Raw genomic sequence first — 20,380 nt, 5'->3', positions numbered from 1 at the left:
GGATGGCTCTATGCTGGGAACGTCGTTAAGGGATTTATACAGGGAAAGGGAAGGCAAACGCAAGCGCGCTTCCAGCTATGATACGACGGGAGGCAACCGCGATTATCGCGTGATTTCCCCGGGCGAACGGGTAGATATTTGCGAATTAATCGGGAGCGGCTGCATTACGCATATTTGGATGACGATGGCGCCGACGGACGATACGCTTGAAGCGCATCTTCACCGCAAAGTCGTCCTCCGGATGTACTGGGACGGGGAAGCGAATCCGAGCGTGCAGGCGCCGATCGGCGATTTCTTCGGGATCGGGCACGGGGAGACGCGCAACTACAGCTCGGCCCCGCTGGCGATGAGCCCGGAGGATGGGAGGGCGCTGAACTGCTTTTTCCCGATGCCGTTCGGGACTTCGGCGAGAATCGAGATCGAGTCGGGCGCGGATAAGCCGCTCAAATTTTACTATTACGTCGATTACGAGGCATACGATCGGCCGATCGACAGTCCCCTTCGCTTCCATGCGATATGGCGGAGAGAACTGACGGACGGGGTCGACGATCAACAGATGTCAAATGCGTTGTTCGAGTTCGGGGGCAAGAACACGACGGGCGACGGCAACTATGTTTTGCTTGACGCCGAGGGTAAAGGCCATTACGTCGGCTGCAACCTGAACATTCACAATCTACGAATGACTCGGGAATGGAATTGGTACGGGGAAGGGGACGACATGATCTTCATCGACGGCGAGCCCTGGCCGCCTTCTCTGCACGGAACCGGGATGGAGGATTATTTCAATACGGCGTGGTGTCCGACGCAAGTCTATCATTCTCCCTACCATGGCATAACAATGGGCGGCGGTCCGAATTGGTCCGGCAAAATATCGGCGTATCGGTATCACATCGAAGACCCGGTCATGTTCGACCAATCGATCCGAGTGACGATCGAACACGGGCACAACAATCATCGCAGCGACGATTACTCGAGCACCGCATATTGGTATCAGACAGAGCCTCACAAGGACCATCCGATCATCCTTCCCGTGGAGAAAAGGTTGCCGCTGGCGGATTATCTTCCTTTTAACGCTCAGGATATGAAAGTTTGCTTCGATTATTAATTCATCGGGTAAACCGCTGACGGTCTTCGGATCTGAGGCGGCTTTTTTCTTTATTAATAGATGGTTAAAATGAAAGAATGTAAGTTCCTGAATCGTTCCACAATAGATGATGAATAGGGGGTAATTTCTTGTTACAACATTCGAATGAAACGAACGAGCGTTGGGCCGCGGAAATCGCGGATGATCTTAAAGCGCGGTTTGGACTCCGCGTGAACAAAGCGGAACCCATCGATAAAGGCTGGCTCAACGTGAAATGGAAGATCGTAACGGATCAAGAGCCGCTATTCGTTAAGTATTATCATCCGGACCGTTACAAGCTACAGGAACGTCCCGATAGAAGAAACGCAATAGAGAAGACTCTTCAATTGCAGAATGGTCTGTGCACGGCTGGAATCCCTTGTCCGAAAGTTTACCATAATAGGCAGTACATACAGGTGACTCCGTCGGGTTTGCATTATGCGTTGCTGGGTTGGGTTGACGGTCATACCGTCGATGCAGGAGGCATGAATGCCGCTCAAATGTTTGAATTGGGCGCGGCAACCGGGCGAATGCATAAATGGCTACGATCGGTACCGCCGCTGGATAAGCCAGCTTGGAGTCCGAATAAAGAGGGTTACTTGCGAGAATGGCAAGGCAACCGGCAGAAGGCGCTTGAGGCGGATGATCGGATCGTATTGGAGTGGCTTAGACGTTCGCAAGCCATAGTACAGGCCATGGATTTCCGGATGTTCGATTCGAGTCCGATCGGATGGCTGCACTGGGATTTGTGGGTGGATAACCTATTGTTGCATGAGTGGGGATTGTCGGGTATCGTGGATTTCGATCGAATGAAGATGGCTTACCCGGAAATCGACGTCGCCCGCGCAATCTTGTCAGGCTCTTTGCGAGACGGTCAAATCGAACTCGAATCCGCGCGAGCGTATATGGAAGGGTATCGAGCCCATGCGGAAATGCCCGAAGTCTCGCTCGCCCGGGCTATGCGCATGCTGTATTTGATCGAATCCATTTGGTGGCTTCGCACGGAAGTTCGAGCCGAAAGCGAGCTGCGCGGATTGTTAGGACGGTTCGTCGAAGAAATGCACTGGATCGAAGATCATTGGACGTCGCTGCCGGAGCTATTGGATTCGCTATAAAGCGATAAGACGTGTTCGTGCTTCTCGCGGTGAAGAAAAATAAAGTTCGTCTGCACCGTCTCGTCCGTGATTTCGCCGATTTCGGATAATCCGGTTTCTTCGATCCTCAAGCACGCGTAACCGATCTCTCCGAGGACGACGAGCACCTCATTGGGATGATAGTTGAATTTCTTGGCCCATTTACGCAACAACTCCAGGAATAGGATAGGTTTGTGTCGTTTAATCGTCTCAAGTCCGCCGATAACGACCGACAGCTCCGCGCCTTCGACATCGCATTTGATGAAATCGATAGGCTCTTTGATGTTTTGAGCGAATATGTCTAGCCTCGTCAACGGGCAGGAAATTATCTCGACCTCGTCACGTTCGGACAAGTTTGCTAGCGAACTGTTCACGGAGCCTGATTTGTAATAATAAAAATCGAAGTTTCCATTCCGGTCCGACAAACCGAGGTTATAACTTCGTACGTTGGACATATTGTTTATTGCCAGGTTCTCGACCAAATAGCCGTAAGCGGCCGGAAGGGGCTCGAAAGCGTAAACGACGCTATCCGGGATTTGCTTGGCCATGTGCAAAGAATACCATCCCATGTTCGCCCCGATATCGAGGATGACCGGTCGAGGCGGAAGCAGCTTGTAGATCCACTCCAGTTCTTCGGGCTCGTACGCGTTAAAATTGAGAATTTCCATCGGGACGATTCTATGATCGTTAGGGTCGCAGACCATCTTGATCCCTTCGGCGCGAGTCGTCGCAATTACCCGATGATCGACGATCTCGATAGCGGCGATATCCGTTTCCGGCAACAACTCGGAGTAGGCGAATAATAGCCTGTGATAGAGATCGTGCATCCGCTCAATGTACTCCGTTTTAGTGAGTTTCCGATTAAAGTAGTCTTGTTTTTCTTGAAAATGACCCTTCAATATCCGTCCCCCCTCATAATCCACGCTCGCCTCCGAAGCTCAATACCGTTCTCCGAAAGCCATCTTCGATTCCGATCGCAGGTTTCCAACCCAGTCGACTAACTTTAGCGATATCCGGACAACTTCTATGAACAGGGCTCTGCATATAAGAGATATCCGGTCTAGGTTCCCGAACGACGCTTAAACCCGTTTCAGGGAACAAACGAGTCATCTTATCCGCTAAGAGCGCGATACTTACCTCGCAATCAGGGTTTCCGACGTTGTAAGCCTCGGCTATTCCGCCTAGTAACATCACCGTGAAGAAGCCGATCGTCGCATCGCTTATGTAACAAAAGGCGCGAGTGTCGGTGCCGTCGCTTCTCATTACGATATCCCGCCGTTCGACGACGTTCCGCACGAAATCGGCGAATACTCTCCCATCGTCCAGACGCATACCCGGTCCGTACGTGTGATAGGGTCGCACGATCTTTACCGGCACTCCGAACTGACGATGCCATGCGACGCACATCGTTTCTCCCATACGTTTGCTTTCCGCGTAACACGACCGTACGGAAGTCGGATCGAGATAACCGTAGTCCAGCTCCTTATTCGGAATGAGCGATGGATTTAGTTCCCCGTAAACCTCGCTGCTGCTGAAATAGAGGAACGAATCGATCGGATTGTCGGCAGCCAGCCTCAACAGGTTCGCCGTTCCGAGAACGTTGGCCGACAAAGTGCCGACCGGGTCCGATCCGAACAATTTGGGGCTTGCTTGGCTGGCCGCATGAATGACGTAATGGATTTCCCGTTTCGGATTCAATTCGATAGGCTCGCAAACATCTTGAACGAGGTATTCCAAGCGAGGATCATTCCGGTAGGCAGAGAATCTAATACGAGCCGCTTCTTCGTTTCTAACCAGAGCGATCACGTGAACGGGTTCACTGTCGCTCAATGCCTCTTGATTCAAGCGAAGTAAAGTCTCGACCATATAAGCGGACAGGAATCCGCCGGCTCCCGTGACCAGAACCGTTTTGCCCGCGAATCGTTCCCATGGCAGCGGATGGTTCAGAATCGCCTTAAAGTCTAGGCGAACGATCTCGTTCATCATACTATGCCACTCTCCTCTCCTCGGAATTAAGATCGGAGGTTCCCTGGCATTAAGCTATTCTTTAATCCGGCATTTGGAGTGGACTTTTGCCTTCCGCGGCCGACATCAAAAGCGTAGCCGAAGTATTACTGGAGCAGGGAATCTATAAAAGTCAGTTTGAAACTCGAATTTCTAACGGTAGCGTATCGGCTTACCCGGGGGAGCTCGGGATCTTTGGGAAGAGAAGTCACCTTTTATTTCATCTTGAACGGCGCTTCAAGGATCCATCGGAACGGAAGCCTGGCCGGAACCTTAACCATTTTATTGAGGCCCAGGTTCATGGGGCTGTTGACCTTAAAAACGACGTGGCGATACTTGTTGCAGATCCATCTTTCAAAGGAACGTATATTGGAAAATTTCTAGAGGAAATTAGCTTAAAATACTCGATCGAACTATTTAGCAAATCGGATAGCAAGGAACGGTTATATCGACACGAGTATGATCGGGGACGCCGTTAACGATTTGAAACGCAACCCGCTACGCTGGGCTGACAGGGGCAACTATGAAGAGGTGCTCCAACAATTAAAGTATTTGTGGCATGTTTTAGTTCAATTCGGGGAGCCCTACGACGCACCCTAAATAGCGGTTATGTGTTAAGCTTAACGGACAGGATAAAGATGAAGCCAATAGATTTTCTAATGATTGGAGAGGTAAAATGGGAAATACGGATAAGTTCGAAATGATAGCTAATAGCTATGACACTGCGGAAAGAATTCAAATTGCAAAGGTATCCTCCGATGCCATTCGCGAATATTTAGTTGATGCTAATCGTAAGAGTGCTATCGATTTCGGGTGCGGAACCGGTCTTGTCGGAATGAACTTGTTAAACGATTTTAGTTCTATGCTTTTTCTGGATACTTCGCCAAACATGATTGATCAAATAGATCAAAAAATTTCCGATTTGAATATTCGGAATGCTGATACGTTATGCTTTGATTTTGAAAAGGAAGGGCTATCGAATTTACGGGCCGACTATATTTTCATGGCTCAGGTTCTCCTCCATATTAAGGATGTCGAATTCGTTTTATCCCGATTATTCGATGTTCTAAACGATGGAGGACATCTACTGATCGTAGATTTTAATAAGAACGAGAAAGTCGTTTCGGATTTCGTTCATAACGGATTTGACCAAGTAGAGCTCGCTGACATGATGACTACAATAGGGTACAGGAATATTCAATCCAGAACATTTTATGAGGGAAGTAAAATATTCATGGGACAAGATGCGTCTATGTTTGTCCTTGATTCTCAAAAATAAACGGTTAGGCGGATAGCGAGATCAAAAGAAGCCACCCTAAAGGATGGCTTTTAATTTTGCCTTTATAGATAGCTCGATTAAGAAGTGCAACCAATTGCACGAACTTTCTACTATATAGTTAGAGATTCGCAAAAGGAGAATAACGGATGGAAGATCAAGGAATAGTTCGCCTGTACTTACAGCGTTCGCAGCAAGCCCTTTTAGAAACAAAAATTAAGTATGGGGCTTATTGCAAAGCGATTGCAAGGAACATATTGTCCAATTATTCGGATGTTGAAGAGTGCGAGAACGATACCTATTTAGCGGCATGGAATACAATACCGCCTAATACGCCTAGGAAGTTCTCCGTATTTCTAGGGAGGATTACGCGTAATATTGCGCTTGATAAATACGGTTATAATACCGCGAAAAAGCGTAACCGCGAATTTGAAGTGATTCTAACCGAATTAGAAGGATGCTTAGCTTCCCCTAATACTGTAGAAACTGAGTATGAAGAAGGCGAGATTGCGAACTTAATAAATCAATTTTTATATGCGATAGACGAGCAAGCAAGAAATTTATTTATTCGAAGGTATTGGTACTCGGATTCAATAGAGACGATTTCTAAGAGGTTTAATATGAGCAGCAGTAAAGTGAAGTCCGCATTATTTCGTACGAGAAACAAGCTTAGAGATCACTTACGCAAAGAGGGGGTTAACCTTTGAAAAAAGATCGGTTATATCGGGAGATCGGATTAATTGACGAAAACTTAATTGAAGCTGCCGGGCATAGCGGAAGAGAAGAAAGAAAAAAAAGGATTTCTAGAAAGTGGGTAATTTTGGTTGCATGTCTTATTCTTTATAGCTCAACCTCTACAGCTTTACTAGCGACGGCATATTACAAAAAACAAAATGAAGAGCCTTACATTCGTTATTTAACGGCTGAAAACATGGAGCTGCAACCCGTCGCTTCTTATGACGCGGAAAAATTTCTGAAAGCTTTAAAAAGCGATAATAACGAATATGTGTATATTGCGATTAATCGGCTGGTAGAAAGCTTTAACGATCACAAGTCGAGAGAAAAATATTTAAAGGAACTTCAGCCGTTCGTGGATAGCGATAACCGAAAAATCGCCGATGCGGCTGCTTTCGCCGTAGATATTTTGTCGGAAACTTATGAGAGCCCTTATATCGTTAAGTTAGCGGACGGAAGTATGCTATTTACGTTGTTTAACAATTATTCGGATTATGGAAGTCAGAATGTCCTATGGAGAATCAAAGATAACGTGCTTGAAGAGTTTTTAAGTTTTTCCGCGCCTTCCATGTATATTACGAAAATAATTCCTTCGCCGAATCGAAAGTTAGTGGCGATTGTAACATGCTCTAATAAAAGCGAATTCGTTCAAATATATCATGTCGAAGAGGGAAGGATAAGCCCGGAATTGGTGGAATCGGCAAGAGTCAAATACGGCGCACGACAAGAAATAGACACGTGGATTCGGACGGATCATGAAAATTATAGCTCTGCAAATCATATCGTATGGAAAGATAACGATACTTTAGAATTTGAGGGTTCCCTTGCGTACGATAATACCGCGATTATTGAAAATGTAACCGTGACGTATCGGTTTAGTAAAAAAGCAATAGAAGTAAATAAACTTAGCGAGTCCAGGTGACACAACCAACTTTCCCTTCCTCAATAGCGTCTAATAGGTACTATCGTGCCGGAAGACAACTTACTTTGGAGGGAAACATACCATGAGGCAGCGTTTAAACAGGAAAAACGAACGAAAGAGGGCGGTTAACTGTTGTTCCGCCTTTCTAGTAATTGGGGCGATCTCCCTACTCTCCGCTTGTACGAGCGCGAATGGGCAGAGTTCGGCGATTAAACCGGGTACCGTCTATTCCGTCGGGTTCGACGGCAATTCAATCGTTTCCTATGATGCGGGTAATTCGTATTCGGTTGACCAAGAAGGGCATCTATCGATTTCATACCGAAACGGGTCCGTCACCGCGAAAGCTCCCGTGAAGTTGGATACAACGGGAAAAGTTATAGGAATGAGCAAGGATGAAACAGGGCTTTATCTATCGGAGGATAAAACGGCCATCGTGTACGGTTTCGCGGATGGAGCATCAAAGCCGCTGCATGTATTAATCACGAATAACGAAGGCGAAAAGTGGAACGAGTATGAAATCCAAGGTGCCAAAGGATTCGAGACCAAATTTATCGGTTTTACAACGGATAAGGAAGGCTGGATCGTTAGCGGCGCTTCCCACGGGGTCGGCAGCGCATTAAATTATCTGTATCAAACTTCGGACGGCGGGAAGACTTGGGCAGAAATCGGGAACGCAAACGATGTTTACGCGGAACAGTTGACGGCTGCGGGTTTTTCTACTAAAGAGATCGGCTTTTTGGGTTTCCGATTTTATGAGGACTACGGGCCGGTTATTTATTGGACCAAAGATCAAGGGAAGTCATGGGAAAGGCTCTCCGTCACTCTGCCGGAAAAGTTCGACGAATTCAGGATGAACCCTCTCTCGCCGACATTCAACGGGAAAGACGGACTATTTCCAATTGCCGTAAGAGATCAGGAGCTCAATGACATCGGAACCCTTTATCTCACCAGCAAAGACAATGGTCTAACATGGGTTTATGATGCCTCTCTCGATAAGTTTAAAATGCTCGATCACTAAGCTTGAGGCAGGCCGAATTCTGTCTATTTCATCCCGATAACGAACACGCCGGCGAGAATGATGCCGGCCCCGATCCAGCGGTTCGGCGGGATCGCTTCGCCGAACAGCAGCCAAGCAAGCAGCAGAGCGAATACGTAGGCCAAACTTTGCAGCGGGTAAGCGGTGCTTAAGGGCAGTCGGGACAAGACGGCAAGCCAGAGCAAGGTCGCAAGGCCGTAGAGGAAAACGCCGGACACAATCCATGGGGAGGTAAGAACCTGCATCGCATTGTGAAGATGCAGGCCACCCAAGCGATCCAGTCCGATTTTCCAAACCGTTTGGCCGGCTACAAGCAGCATAATATTGAGCAGCAGCAGACCGTATGCCGCTACCATGATTTATCGTCCATCTCGGTCCTATCCGTCCATACTCGCATGAAATTTTCTTCGGACTGCGGCTTTCTTTGCTCCAGCTTCCTGATCCGCTGCTCCTGCAGCGCAAGCGTCTGGGTCAGCATAATGACGCGGCTTGTGAGCGAAGATAGAGCCATGGACAGGTGTATCAGGAGAAACAGCACGCCTACGAAAGCTAACAAGTACAGCAGAGACGGGGCGTAAGAGACGTTAAAGCTGGCCGCTAGCCGATCGAGAATGGCCGGGAACAGAGATAGCGCCATCATAAGCGCGCCAAGAACGAGCCACAAGATCGCATATTGCTCGCGCAGCTTCCGGGCCCGGATCAGGTGCAGAACGATGCCCGTAAATCCGATGCCGATCATGAAGCTGACGAAATAAATATCGGGGTTCATAGCTGCGTGCTCAACACCTTTTTTTTCCGGCTTTTGGCGATGAATACGGCCAATACAACTTTCACCATATAGTAGACCGAGCGGAGCGCCGATATGCTGGACGTGCCCGCCAGTCGGGCGTTCATGACGACCGGCGTTTCCACGAACGAGAAGCCGCGGTTGTCCAGCAGCACGAGCGCTTCCACCTCGGGATAATCGGTCGGATAATCCTGCGCGAACAAGTCAATCGCTCTTCGGCCGCATACTCGGAAGCCGGAAGTCGGATCGGTTACCTTCCGGCCGGTCAGTCCGGTTACAAGCTTCGCAAACAGATCGATACCGATTTTCCGGGCGAAGGTGGATTGGAACCCTTCGCGCTTAAGAAACCGGGAGCCGACGACCATATCCGCGTCGTTGGCGCGAAGCGAATCGAGCATGCGCTCGAAATCGGCCGGGTTATGCTGGCCGTCTCCGTCGATCTGGGCGGCATACCGATAGCCGTTGTCCGCGGCATACCGGTAGCCCGTCTGCACGGCACCGCCGATACCCAAATTGGTGGACAAATGAATGACGAGAGCTCCGGCTTCTTCCGCGAGCCGGCCGGTTTGGTCGCTTGAGCCGTCGTTCACGACAACAACGTCCGCATACGGAATTCGGGACCGGATTTCGGCGACAACCCGGGAGATGCCTTCGGCTTCGTTGTATGAGGGTACGATGATCAGCGTTTCCTTAACTCCGGGGTAGCTTGTCATTCGATCAAACGTCATTCCGCGCATGTTCATTCCTCCTTGCAAGCAACAGTCGAGATTTTAGCTGGAAACGCTTGTCCAGCCAGACGAAAATCCAAATCACGAGCAAGCTGTCGAGCACGATAATTTGCGGCATAGCGGTAAAGTTGTATCGATATTCCGGGACGAAAGCGAGACGGGCCGCTGAAATCGCCGCCAGCAGGAAAACGATGAGCATAGCCGGCTGACGCCAATTGCGCAAGGTGACGGCCGCCGCGATCAGCCCCGCGTAGATGAGCAGCAGGTGGAAATACGCGCGGTACGGAATGACCGGATAAATCGGCTTGTGGCCGCTGCCCCCGAACATTTTGCTGTAGATGCGGTCCAGCTTGCCGATCGTGTACCATTTGACGAACGTCCACGTATGCTCCGTAAAGCCGACCTTGAGCCGCTCTTTGGCGACTTCCATCTGCGTTTTGCCGGTTCGGTCGACAAGATTGTCGTCGTAGTTTTTGTTCGGATACGTGCCCGCCGCGAACGGATTGACCTGCGTCGAGGTAAATATCGGTTCGTGCAACGCGACGATGTTTCGGACGAGCCACGGAGACATCACGATGGCCATGCCGAGTCCCGTGCTTAACAGCAGCTTCATCATCTGAGCGCCTTTGCGGTGCCAGAGTAGATACAAGAAGTAACTGGCCGGAGCGATGATCAGAAATTCGGGACGGGTAAGCGCGGTAAGCCCCAATGCCACGCCAGCCCACAACGCAGCCCAACGATGGGTCTTGTCGAAAGCGATCAGTTGGAAATAGAGATAGGCCATGAAGAACATCGTGGCGATCGTTTCCGTCAGCACGGCTCCTGTCGTCCAGATAAACGGCGGGTAGATAGCCATCATCGTGGCGGCTAACAGTCCCGCCCATTCGCCTCCCAGCCGCTTGGCGATTCTATAGGTGAGCCAGAGCGTTATAAGGCTGAAAATCGCCTGCAAAAATCTAATCGCCGAATAAGGATCGTTATGCTTGTAATCGATCAACTTATACACAGCAGCCATAAACAGCGGAAATCCGGGGGAAACTTGGGCGTTCGGCTCAGTGCTTTTATAAGCGTACACGCCTTCCTCCAATAGTTGCCGAACCATAATGTCGTAGTTAACCGTATCGTGCGAGTTGTGGTGGTTAACCGAAACGAGAAAGTCGAATCGCAGGAATGCGGCTACCAGCATAATCAGCAGCAGGACAATGCGAGACCATTCGTTCAGCTTCAATCTTTTCAACAGTATCAAAGCAATTGCTCCTCTCCTATGAGACTTATCAGGTTCGTCGTTTCCCTGCGGCGCAGGCCATGAAAAAACCGTTAAGCCTTCTCTATACCTTCATTCAAATGAAAGTATAGAAGAGAAAGCTTAACGGTTTTGTTAGCTATATCTTAACGAAATCTTATCATTTTCACTTAAATATTTCAGAGTTTATAGAGGCAAACGAGTCGTAAACACGGTCATGTCCTTGCGGCTGGCGACGTCGATGGTACCTCCATGGACCTCGACGATGCTTTTGGCAATGGCGAGGCCGAGGCCGGTCCCGCCGGTTTCCTGCGAGCGGGACCGCTCGACCCGGTAGAAGCGATCGAAGATGAACGGCAAGTCGCGCTCGGGAATCGGATCCCCGTAATTCGCGACGGCAACGCTTGCCTCCCCGTTGTCGTGGCGAATGGCAATGTCGACGTAGCGACCTTTCCTGCCATATCGAATTGCATTGGAAATCAGATTGCCGAAGCTGCGGACAAGCAAATCTCCGTCGGCTGAGATAAGTAGAGAGTCGACTTCCGCATCGATCCGGCAAGTCATTCCGGCAAGCTCCAATTGAGGGACGAACTCCTCGGTCAATTGTCGGATAAAGCCGACCAAATCCAGTTCGGAGACGGTAAGCGGCATGCCATTGTTGATCCGAGTGTATTCGAACAGGTCGTCGATCAGCTTCTTGAGGCTGATCGCTTTATGATAAGCAATATCCGTATAGTGGCGAAGCTCGACCTCGTCCTGATATCGATCTTGATTAATGACTTCAAGGAAGCCGAGTATCGAAGTGAGCGGGGTGCGCAAATCATGGGAGACGCCGGTGATGAGGTCGTTTTTCGTTTTCTCGGCATTGCGTTCGTCGAGGATGGAGCGGTGTAGCTTGGCCGCCATCGCATTAATGCTTTCCGCGACTTCGGCCAGTTGGCCGGATGCGTCCATGTTCTCGATCGGCCGGTCGAATCTGCCGTCGGCGATCTCCTGCAGTCCGGCGGTAATCTGTTTCAGATCGCGGTTAAGCTGGCGATCCAGCCGATCGATGATTTGATTGATTTGGCCGATCTCATCGCCGGAGGAGATAACCGACAGCCCGCCATCGAATCTTCCTTCTTCAATGCGCTTTAGAGAATGGCCGATGCTTTGCAATCTGCGGACGGTTCCGCGGCTCAGCAGGAAGAAGCTCACGATATAAAAGCCGATCCCAGCCGCAATAAAAATGGGCAAAGAGCCGACACGATTGACGAAGAAGGCAAATAGCGGACGTAATGTCGATTGCAGCAGCAAGCCGACGATAAAGTCACCCGCGTACAGCAGTACGGCCGTAATGCACGCACTGGCCAAACTATAGAAAAGCAGCTTCCATCGAAGCGAATAGATCCATTTTACTGTCAAACGGTAAACCTCCTTGCTTATGTGGCCGATTCCATTTTGTAGCCGATTCCCCAAACGGTTTTGATAATCCGGGGATTTTGCGGGTCTTTTTCGATTTTTTCGCGGATTTTGCGGATGTGAACCATGACGGTGTTTTTCGATTCCATAAAAGGCTCGTTCCATACTTTCTGGTAAATGGAGTCCATGCCCAGCACCGCTCCGCGATTGGTCGCTAACAGTCTTAGAATGGCGAATTCCCGCGGTGTCAGCTTAATTTCCTTATTATCCTCTGTTACGGTATGGGTAACGAAGTTAATGATCAGGTCGTCGACTTCCACGATGTTGCCGTCGCTCTGGAGCTGGCGTTTGAACCGGTCGTAACGCCGCAGTTGCGACTTTACCCGCGCCATCAGCTCGAGCGGATTAAACGGCTTCGTGACATAGTCGTCCGCTCCGATGCTGAGTCCCGATATTTTGTCGATGTCCTGACTTTTGGCGGATAGGAAAATAACCGGCACATCGTAACTCTCGCGGATTTTAATGCAAGTCTCTATCCCATTGAGATGCGGCATCATGACGTCCAAGATGACCAAGTCTACCTGATTGGCGGCGAGAAGATCCAGCGCTTCCAATCCGTCATTCGCCTTCAGCAGCTTGTACCCCTCGTTGAGAAAATAAATCTCCATCAACTTAATGATTTCTTTTTCGTCATCTACTAACAGAATCGTCGTAATCGAAGACAATTAAATCACCTGCATTTTCTTATTATCGATTGTTCTAGGGTAAATATAGCATAACCCGCTGATTAACGGTTCTTAAGTCTTGTTAAGAACTTTTTATTGGATTGACGCGGGTTGCGCTTCCTCGTTCGTTTCCTGTACGGGAATTCTAACCGTAACTCTCGTCCCAGCGCCCATGCTGCTTTCAACCGTTAATCCGAAAGGATAACCGAAGATGAGTTCAAGACGGTTATGGATGTTTCTCATCCCGTAACCGCCGATTTCCTTCTTGAGAGTACCGTCCAGAATCCCTCGCACGGTGTGTTCCTCCATGCCGATTCCGTCATCCTCCACGATGAGTTCGATGGCGTCCCCGTCCATTTTGCCCCGGATCCATACCGTTCCCGTTTGCGTGTCTTTCTCCATGATCCCATGAAGGATTGCGTTCTCGACAAGCGGTTGAAGCAGGAGCTTTAACGTTCGATATTCCATGAGATCTTCCGGTACGTCGATTCGAAGATCGATCTTGTCCCGGAACCTCATATTCTGAATTCGCACGTATGCCGATACATGCTCGATCTCATTGCGAATGGATATGAAATCTTCCCCATTGCTTAAGCTGAGCTTGTAGAAATCCGAGAGCGAGGTAATCAACACCCGAATATCGTCCGCGTTGTATTTCATTGCGAGCCAATTGGCCATGTCCAAGGTGTTGTACAGGAAATGGGGATTGATTTGCGCCTGTAGCGCTCTAAGCTCCATGTTTTTCACGTCGAGTCCGAGTTGATATTTGTCTGCCGCCAGATCGTCGATTCGCGTAATCATCCGGTTAAACGTCGTGGTCAGTTCTCCGATCTCGTCATTGTTCTTGGGATCCAAATTCGGCTTGAAATTATCAACGCCGACCTTTCGCATATTTTTGGTCAATTTACGGATGCGGATCGTTCCGGATGCGGATACCCAGAACGCGAGCGGGAAGGTCATCGCGGCGACGAATAGGAAAATGACGAGCATTTGATTACGCGACTTCTGGGCGATCTTCACGATGTCATGCTGCGGAACGACAAGAACGAAGCGCCAATCCGTATGCTCTACGGGCACGGTTCCGATCAGCATTTTCTCGCCGTTCAAGGTGACCGTTTCGAAGGCGTCATCGTTCTTGCTCGTCATGTTATCCAGCGCTTGGATGATCGAATCCGGATCGGAAATCGTTTCTTGGCTGGAGCTCGCGATGAGCTCGTTAAGGCTATTGATGAGCAGGGCGGAAGTCGATTGGGTGAAGAGGGCTTGGTCTAGAATCTGAACGAGGCTTTGCTTGGGCATTTGGGCTCTTAGCAGTCCTGCGAAATCCAAATTGTCTACGGGACTAGGAACTTTGCGGAAGAACGATATCGTGTCTCCGTCGGTCGCCGATACCGATTCCGAGGGAATCCACAGATAAGGTTTCTCGCCGTTCACCAACCTTTGCATCCACGGCTCCGCTTGTACTTCCTCCAATCGAAGAAATTGATCCGTTGCTTGAATGGAAGCCATCCCGTCGCGCATGTAGAGACTCATTTTCTGAATATCCGGATTCGTTTGGACATTGTAGATCAACTGGTTAAACACGTATTCGTCCAGAAGCCAGTTGCCGATATTGTCGCGATAGACGTCCGATTTGGTCGCTACGATCGCTTGAATCGTATCGTGAATAACCATAATATCCACGACCTTGCGGATCGAGCTGGTCTTGTAGTTCAGGAACGAACGGGATTGCTCGAGAACGACTTCCAAGGAATATCTCGCCTGCTTCTCCGTATCGTTCGCCGTAATGTAAGAGTTGACGACAATGAAGAGGCCCGATGAGACCGTCAGGATCAACAAGAACGAAATAAACATTTTATTTTTGATGCTTAAATCGCGGAATGGGCGGAACAATCGTTTCATGGCCGTCACATTCTCTCCCTATACTGGCTGGGCGTAAACCCCGTCGATTTCTTGAACATGGACGAGAAATAATTCGGATCGGTAATGCCGATGGCCAAAGCGATCTCATAGAGCTTAGCGTGTCGGTCCCTCAGCAGCTCTTTCGCTTTTTCCAGGCGAACCTCCGTAATGTACTCGTTGATCGTTTTGCCGGTCTTCTTCTTGAACAACGCGCACATATAGTTCTGGCTCAGATAGGTGTTGTCGGCGATTGAACGCGTCGTTAGATCCTTGTCCGAATAGTGCTCCTTAATGTATTGCATGACAGTACTCACCCGAGCATTGACTGCGATATGTTCCTTGAACTGAGAAAATACGGCCTGAACGTTAGCGGTCACGTAGTCGCTCAGCGAGTCTAGCGTGGAAATCTCGCCGACCTCTTGCCAGATGAATTTCTCCTCCTGCAGCGAGTCCGTTCCGGTTAATCCTTTCTCCACCGCGAACTCGTGCAAGATCATCAGAAGCTTGAAAAACGCATTCTTGACCCGGCCGATCTCCGGATCGCGTTCCCGTCTCATTTCCTGCGTCAATTGCTCGACAAGGGAACCCGCTTCAAGCGCGCTGTCCGATCTAAGCGCATGCCGGAAATCGGGATATAGCTTAGCCGCGATAGCGGAGGGGTCGCGTCGCGATTCCGCGGGCGGCTCGGAGAACACAATCCCGGTACCGAAATAAAATTGGGATCGGACGGCCGCGATAGAGGAGAGACAGCAATTTCTTAGGGGTTCATGCATGACGGACGGATTTCCGATGCCGATGGAGAAGGCGATCTTGTCGCCATAGAGGGCATTCAGAGAGAAGAGCGAATTTCTAGCCGTCTCCTTGAAGTCGGCAGAGGAAACGATGTCCGCCTCCATCAGGACGAACAGCAGATCGTTGTCCGCGTAACCGCTGAAGCATTCCGAGCCGTTTGTTCCCCCTACGAGATCCGTTAACCGATCCGCGATTTCCGTATGCCAGGATTCTTTCAGCTTCGCGTCGGACTCAGGGATTACCGACATGTGGATAGCCATCGAACGAACGGGTTTATTGAAGAAGGCGGGCACGTGCTCGCCGAATTCCTGGCGAAGCTCCGCGTATGAGACCGTTTCTTCCATCAGCTTCGCGAGAATCCGATGGCGAATGACCGATCGAGTCAGCGTGCGGTTCGCGCTTTCGGATTGACATTGGTAAACGCTTTCGCGAATAGCCGCGGTAAGCTCCTCTAACTTGACCGGCTTCTCGACATAGCTAAGCGCTTTAAGATGTATAGCGGATTTCAGATATTCCTTGTCGGAATAACCGCTTAAGAAAATGATCTTGATCGTTGGATAACGCTCGCGCGCCTCCGTGGCGAATTCGATTCCGTTCATCCGGGGCATGCGAACGTCGCTAACGATGATATCCGGATTAAATCGCGGCAACAGCTCCAGAGCTTCTAACCCGTTAGACGCGGTTTTGACTTCGAATATGCCCAACTGACGCCAATCTATATACCGTTCCAAGCTTTCGGTAGTCAGAGGTTCATCATCGACCAACAGGACCTTCATCGCAACAGCCCCCGAATTCTCTAATGTGTGCCTACAATATATATCGGATTTCGAATACGCGCAACCGCTTCCAAACTTGAATTCGCAAAACCGTAATCTAACCAAGAAAATCGTAATCCTGTGTCATTCTTAATCGTTTCGGGGTTCCTTATAATTACTCCTGTAAGCGCCTCCAGAGACAGACAATAGACAGGGGAGAAGGGATTTACATGCACAAAGGATTTATCCGCGAGCTCATGAAAAACAAAGTTCTTTATTTGATGTTCGTCCCGATCGCGGCTTACTTCATCGTATTTAACTACTACCCGATGGCCGGAATCATAGTCGCGTTCAAGAACTTTAATTACACCGGCGGCATGTTCGGCAGCCCTTGGGTCGGGTTGGACAACTTCGAGTATTTTTTCAGCTCGGGTAAGGCGTGGCTAGTCACTCGAAACACTTTTTTATACAATATCGTTTTCCTTGCGGCATACACGTTCTTCTCGATTATGGTCGCCGTCCTTATCGCCGAGATGGCAGGGAAAATATTCAAGAAAACGGCCCAGACATTGCTGTTCTTACCCTACTTCCTATCCTGGGTAGCGGTAGCAGCAATCGTGTACAACCTGTTTAATTACGAGTTCGGAGTCATTAATACGCTGCTTAAAAATATCGGCGCCACTCCGATAGACATTTATTCCACCGTTAGCTATTGGTACTTCATCCTTCCGTTTTTCTACGTGTGGAAGTGGGTCGGCTTCGGAAGCATTTTGTATCTTTCCGCGATCATGGGGCTGGACAACTCGATTAACGAAGCGGCCACGATCGACGGGGCGAACGTATTCCAGAGAATTCGTTACCTTACTTTGCCGCTGCTTAAGCCGACCACCATCATCTTGGTACTCCTTGGAATCGGACGAATCATGCGCGGAGAATTCGATATGTTCTATCAGTTGATCGGCAACAACGGCATTCTGATGGACGGTACGGATATTATCGATACGTTGGTGTTCCGTTCGCTCGTTCTCAGTCCGGATTTCGGAATGGCTTCCGCTGGCGGCTTGTATCAATCCGTTCTCTGTTTCGTGATCATTCTGCTCGCGAACGGGCTGGTCAAGAAATACGATCGGGATCACGCTTTGTTCTAAAATAAACCATCCATCGAGGTGATAGACATGGGAATTCGTTCGCGGGACGTAACCTTATTAAACCTAATCGGGCACATCATAGTCGGGCTCTTCGCGTTAATCGCCGTAGTTCCTTTCTTCGTTGTTGCCATTAACTCTTTTTCCACCGAACACTCCATTATCTATTATGGCTACTCGTTGTTTCCGAAGGAGTTTTCGCTCGACGCTTACGAAATGGTGTTTCAGAATCCGCAAAAAATACTGCGTTCTTACGGGGTCACGATTTTCGTAACGGTCGCCGGTACGCTGATCTCGTTGTTCGTCTCGATGATGGCCGCGTACGTCATGTTCCGCAGGGACGTCAGGTACCGGAATAGCCTAGCGTTCTTCCTATTCTTCACGACTCTGTTCAATGGCGGGTTGGTGCCGTTCTACTTGATGATCGTTCAAGATTTACATCTGAAAAATCATCTTCTGGTCCTGATGTTATGCGGGATGTTCAGCGTGTTCAATATTCTCATCTTGCGAAATTTCATTTGCGGATCGATCCCCGATGCGTTGATCGAATCTTCGAAAATCGACGGAGCGGGAGACTTCAGGATTTTCATGCAGATCATTCTTCCGCTCTCCAAGCCGGGCCTTGCCGCGATAGGCATGTTCACGGCGCTGGGGTACTGGAACGACTGGTGGACGCCGCTCATGTTCATCGAGAGGGAGAACCTGTACACGTTGCAATATACGCTCTATCGCATTCTATCCAGCGCGAATTTCTCCACGCAGATCGTCAATAGCGTCCCGCGTTTGGATATGCCCAAGGAATCGTTGAAGTTGGCGTTAACGATCGTTGCGACGGGACCGATCGTGCTGCTGTACCCGTTCGTGCAGAAGTACTTCGTGTCCGGGATAACGGTCGGTGCGGTAAAAGGCTAACGGCTTAGGGATAAGGGAAGACATCAGCGTCTTAAGGGAGGTGAGTTTTACCGGATTGAACTATCTTTGAAGAGATTCGCAGGGGGATTGAATTCTATCATTCATTATTAGGAGGATTTCAATGGTTAAGTCCAAAATGTCGTTTACCCTCATTTCCGCGATTATCGTATTCACGTTAGTCCTTGCAGGTTGCGGCAACAATAAAAACAACGATCAAGCCAAGGAAAGCAGCGCCGCGCCTAGCGCTTCCACTTCATCGGAGGCATCCGCACCGGCATCGGCACCGGCTTCCGAGTCGGCTAGTCCGGACAATGCGATCGATACTTCCGAAGAGGTCAAGCTGGTCGGTTACTTGCTCGGGGACGCCCCCGCGGGAATGAAAGCCGTAGTCGACGAGCTTAACAAAAAGCTGAAAGCGGATATTAACGCGACGATCGAATTCCGCTATATCGGTTGGGGAGACCTCACTTCCAAATATCCTCTCGTGCTGGCCGCGGGAGAAGACGTTGATTTTATTTATTCCGCCAACTGGGCGTTCTACAACCAAGAAGCTTCGAAAGGAGCATTCCGCGAAATTACGCAGGACGATCTCCAGAAGTTCATGCCTAAGCATTTCGCGGCAACGAGCGATGTCGCCTGGAAGGAAGCGGCGATCAGCGGCAAAATCTTCATGATTCCGACTTCTACGCCGGATCAGAAGGTACCCGTAACGCTGATTCGCGGCGATCTTCGTAAAAAATACGGAGTCCCGGAAATCACGAAGTTCAAAGATATCGAGCCTTATTTGGAAGCGATCAAGCAGAACGAGAAGGGCATGATCCCGATCAACGCGGACAGCCAGTACGATTTCGCCAAGTCGTTCTATAATTACGAGTGGGAAACGGGTCGCGCGACGTTAGACACGGTATTGATCACGAACGGATGGTCAGGCGTTCATACGGAGTGGGACGATCCTTCCGGCAAAGTCTATTCCCAATTCGATCCTTATATTCTGGACAGCATGAAAGCCAGCGCGAAAGTGATCAAATCCTGGTATGACAAAGGCTACATCAACAAAAACGCCATCTCGAACAAAGTTCGCAGCAAGGACGCGTTCGAACAAGGCAAATCGGGGGTCGCGTACGGAAATACGAACGACATTCAAGGCACGCTCGCGAAAGCGGCCGAGAACGGTTGGGAAGTCGAGATCATTGCTAACCTCTCGTCCAAAGGCACGTATCCGCAAGATCCTTACCTCAATAACGGTGTATCGATTGCCGCCGGTTCGAAAAATCCGGAGCGCGCGATGATGGCGATGGATCTGATCATGGAAGATCCTTCTTACAATAATCTCGTTTATTTCGGCATCGAAGGCGTCAACTATGTCGTAAAAGACGGCAAGATAGCGTTGCCGGATGGCGTTACGGCCGAATCCAACACGTATCCGCCGGATGCCGCCGGATTCTGGTTCACGAATAAGAGCCAGCATTTGCCGCTCGCTTCTTGGAACGAGCAATACATTGCCCATAAACAATCTTTGAAAAACATTTTGGTGCCTTACGTGTACAACGCTTTCGCGATGGATACGTCTAAAATCAAGTCCGAGCTTGCAACGATGGGAACGGCCGGAACGCAATATCAATTGCCGATCCAAGGCGGAATCGTCAAAGACGTAGACGCCGCCTATGCCACGTTGGAAGAAAAGGTGAAGAAAGCCGGCCTCGACGCGATATTGGCTGAAGCGAACGCGCAAACGCAAGCCTATCTATCTTCAAAATAAAA

General features: G+C 49.6%; 19 protein-coding genes and 1 pseudogene. 10 read left to right on the top strand and 10 right to left on the bottom strand.

Annotated elements, in window-relative coordinates:
• Positions 1-10: 10 nt before the first annotated feature.
• Entirely contained in the window at positions 11-1,105 is a 1,095-nt protein-coding gene (locus tag HH215_RS14265) for a glycoside hydrolase family 172 protein (protein ID WP_254450483.1), read from the top strand.
• A gap of 128 nt (positions 1,106-1,233) precedes the next feature.
• Positions 1,234-2,238, top strand: coding sequence for a phosphotransferase enzyme family protein (locus HH215_RS14260; protein ID WP_169280521.1), 1,005 nt, complete (start codon positions 1,234-1,236; stop codon positions 2,236-2,238).
• Here HH215_RS14260 and HH215_RS14255 read toward each other — a convergent pair.
• Entirely contained in the window at positions 2,199-3,155 is a 957-nt protein-coding gene (locus HH215_RS14255; protein ID WP_169280520.1) for an FkbM family methyltransferase, read from the bottom strand. The genes HH215_RS14260 and HH215_RS14255 overlap by 40 nt on opposite strands.
• A 13-nt stretch (positions 3,156-3,168) precedes the next feature.
• A complete protein-coding gene (locus HH215_RS14250; protein WP_169280519.1) occupies positions 3,169-4,242 on the bottom strand; it encodes an NAD-dependent epimerase/dehydratase family protein in 1,074 nt (357 codons plus the stop codon).
• Positions 4,243-4,349: 107 nt separating this feature from the next.
• On the opposite strand from HH215_RS14250, the pseudogene HH215_RS14245 reads away from it, so the two are divergent.
• The 5 genes and pseudogenes from HH215_RS14245 to HH215_RS14225 all read left to right on the top strand — a co-directional run.
• A pseudogene (locus HH215_RS14245) lies at positions 4,350-4,860 on the top strand (DUF3626 domain-containing protein); the annotation flags it as partial.
• A gap of 76 nt (positions 4,861-4,936) precedes the next feature.
• A complete protein-coding gene (locus HH215_RS14240; RefSeq protein ID WP_169280518.1) occupies positions 4,937-5,539 on the top strand; it encodes a class I SAM-dependent methyltransferase in 603 nt (200 codons plus the stop codon).
• A 146-nt stretch (positions 5,540-5,685) separates the two neighbouring features.
• A complete protein-coding gene (locus HH215_RS14235) occupies positions 5,686-6,243 on the top strand; it encodes an RNA polymerase sigma factor (RefSeq protein ID WP_169280517.1) in 558 nt (185 codons plus the stop codon).
• Positions 6,240-7,193, top strand: a complete 954-nt coding sequence (locus HH215_RS14230) for a hypothetical protein (protein ID WP_169280516.1) — start codon at positions 6,240-6,242, stop codon at positions 7,191-7,193. Before HH215_RS14235 ends, HH215_RS14230 begins: the two co-directional genes overlap by 4 nt.
• 82 nt (positions 7,194-7,275) lie before the next feature.
• Complete coding sequence (locus tag HH215_RS14225) at positions 7,276-8,211, top strand: WD40/YVTN/BNR-like repeat-containing protein (protein ID WP_169280515.1); 936 nt, start codon at positions 7,276-7,278, stop codon at positions 8,209-8,211.
• Positions 8,212-8,234: 23 nt separating this feature from the next.
• On the opposite strand, the gene HH215_RS14220 is transcribed toward HH215_RS14225, so the two are convergent.
• From HH215_RS14220 to HH215_RS14185, 8 genes are all read right to left on the bottom strand, one after another.
• Positions 8,235-8,585, bottom strand: coding sequence for an EamA family transporter (locus HH215_RS14220; protein WP_169280514.1), 351 nt, complete (start codon positions 8,583-8,585; stop codon positions 8,235-8,237).
• Positions 8,579-8,998 carry a DUF2304 domain-containing protein gene (locus HH215_RS14215; protein ID WP_169280513.1) on the bottom strand — a complete coding sequence of 140 codons (420 nt, stop codon included), beginning with the start codon at positions 8,996-8,998 and terminating at the stop codon, positions 8,579-8,581. The genes HH215_RS14220 and HH215_RS14215 overlap by 7 nt, the downstream gene beginning before the upstream one ends.
• Entirely contained in the window at positions 8,995-9,753 is a 759-nt protein-coding gene (locus HH215_RS14210) for a glycosyltransferase family 2 protein (protein ID WP_254450482.1), read from the bottom strand. The genes HH215_RS14215 and HH215_RS14210 overlap by 4 nt, the downstream gene beginning before the upstream one ends.
• Positions 9,734-10,990: an ArnT family glycosyltransferase gene (locus tag HH215_RS14205; protein WP_169280512.1), complete on the bottom strand. Its 1,257-nt coding sequence runs from the start codon at positions 10,988-10,990 to the stop codon at positions 9,734-9,736. The genes HH215_RS14210 and HH215_RS14205 overlap by 20 nt, the downstream gene beginning before the upstream one ends.
• Positions 10,991-11,173: 183 nt before the next feature.
• The gene (locus HH215_RS14200) at positions 11,174-12,391 is read right to left on the bottom strand and encodes a sensor histidine kinase (protein ID WP_169280511.1); all 1,218 of its coding nucleotides are present in this window, start codon (positions 12,389-12,391) and stop codon (positions 11,174-11,176) included.
• Between the two features lie 17 nt (positions 12,392-12,408).
• Positions 12,409-13,113: a response regulator transcription factor gene (locus tag HH215_RS14195; RefSeq protein WP_169280510.1), complete on the bottom strand. Its 705-nt coding sequence runs from the start codon at positions 13,111-13,113 to the stop codon at positions 12,409-12,411.
• A 93-nt stretch (positions 13,114-13,206) separates the two neighbouring features.
• On the bottom strand, positions 13,207-15,015 hold the full coding sequence (locus HH215_RS14190; protein WP_169280509.1) for a cache domain-containing sensor histidine kinase: 1,809 nt from the start codon (positions 15,013-15,015) through the stop codon (positions 13,207-13,209).
• 5 nt (positions 15,016-15,020) lie between these two features.
• A complete protein-coding gene (locus HH215_RS14185; protein WP_169280508.1) occupies positions 15,021-16,583 on the bottom strand; it encodes a response regulator transcription factor in 1,563 nt (520 codons plus the stop codon).
• Between the two features lie 209 nt (positions 16,584-16,792).
• Here HH215_RS14185 and HH215_RS14180 point away from each other — a divergent pair, with 209 nt between their 5' ends.
• From HH215_RS14180 to HH215_RS14170, 3 genes are all read left to right on the top strand, one after another.
• Complete coding sequence (locus tag HH215_RS14180; RefSeq protein ID WP_169280507.1) at positions 16,793-17,710, top strand: ABC transporter permease; 918 nt, start codon at positions 16,793-16,795, stop codon at positions 17,708-17,710.
• Between the two features lie 27 nt (positions 17,711-17,737).
• The gene (locus tag HH215_RS14175) at positions 17,738-18,619 is read left to right on the top strand and encodes a carbohydrate ABC transporter permease (RefSeq protein WP_169280506.1); all 882 of its coding nucleotides are present in this window, start codon (positions 17,738-17,740) and stop codon (positions 18,617-18,619) included.
• Between the two features lie 121 nt (positions 18,620-18,740).
• Entirely contained in the window at positions 18,741-20,378 is a 1,638-nt protein-coding gene (locus HH215_RS14170) for a DUF3502 domain-containing protein (protein ID WP_169280505.1), read from the top strand.
• Positions 20,379-20,380 lie beyond the last annotated feature (2 nt).

Origin of the sequence: Cohnella herbarum, from assembly GCF_012849095.1 — a bacterium.
GTDB lineage: Bacteria > Bacillota > Bacilli > Paenibacillales > Paenibacillaceae > Cohnella > Cohnella herbarum.
This window is presented reverse-complemented; position numbering and strand designations above follow the sequence as displayed.

Coding starts and splice junctions, on each gene's coding strand:
- HH215_RS14180 (WP_169280507.1), top strand. CDS start 16,793: ATGCACAAAGGATTTATCCGCGAGCTCATGAAAAACAAAGTTCTTTAT.
- HH215_RS14225 (WP_169280515.1), top strand. CDS start 7,276: ATGAGGCAGCGTTTAAACAGGAAAAACGAACGAAAGAGGGCGGTTAAC.
- HH215_RS14215 (WP_169280513.1), bottom strand. CDS start 8,998: ATGAACCCCGATATTTATTTCGTCAGCTTCATGATCGGCATCGGATTT.
- HH215_RS14265 (WP_254450483.1), top strand. CDS start 11: ATGCTGGGAACGTCGTTAAGGGATTTATACAGGGAAAGGGAAGGCAAA.
- HH215_RS14185 (WP_169280508.1), bottom strand. CDS start 16,583: ATGAAGGTCCTGTTGGTCGATGATGAACCTCTGACTACCGAAAGCTTG.
- HH215_RS14235 (WP_169280517.1), top strand. CDS start 5,686: ATGGAAGATCAAGGAATAGTTCGCCTGTACTTACAGCGTTCGCAGCAA.
- HH215_RS14210 (WP_254450482.1), bottom strand. CDS start 9,753: ATGCGCGGAATGACGTTTGATCGAATGACAAGCTACCCCGGAGTTAAG.
- HH215_RS14175 (WP_169280506.1), top strand. CDS start 17,738: ATGGGAATTCGTTCGCGGGACGTAACCTTATTAAACCTAATCGGGCAC.
- HH215_RS14250 (WP_169280519.1), bottom strand. CDS start 4,242: ATGATGAACGAGATCGTTCGCCTAGACTTTAAGGCGATTCTGAACCAT.
- HH215_RS14190 (WP_169280509.1), bottom strand. CDS start 15,015: ATGAAACGATTGTTCCGCCCATTCCGCGATTTAAGCATCAAAAATAAA.
- HH215_RS14170 (WP_169280505.1), top strand. CDS start 18,741: ATGGTTAAGTCCAAAATGTCGTTTACCCTCATTTCCGCGATTATCGTA.
- HH215_RS14240 (WP_169280518.1), top strand. CDS start 4,937: ATGGGAAATACGGATAAGTTCGAAATGATAGCTAATAGCTATGACACT.
- HH215_RS14220 (WP_169280514.1), bottom strand. CDS start 8,585: ATGGTAGCGGCATACGGTCTGCTGCTGCTCAATATTATGCTGCTTGTA.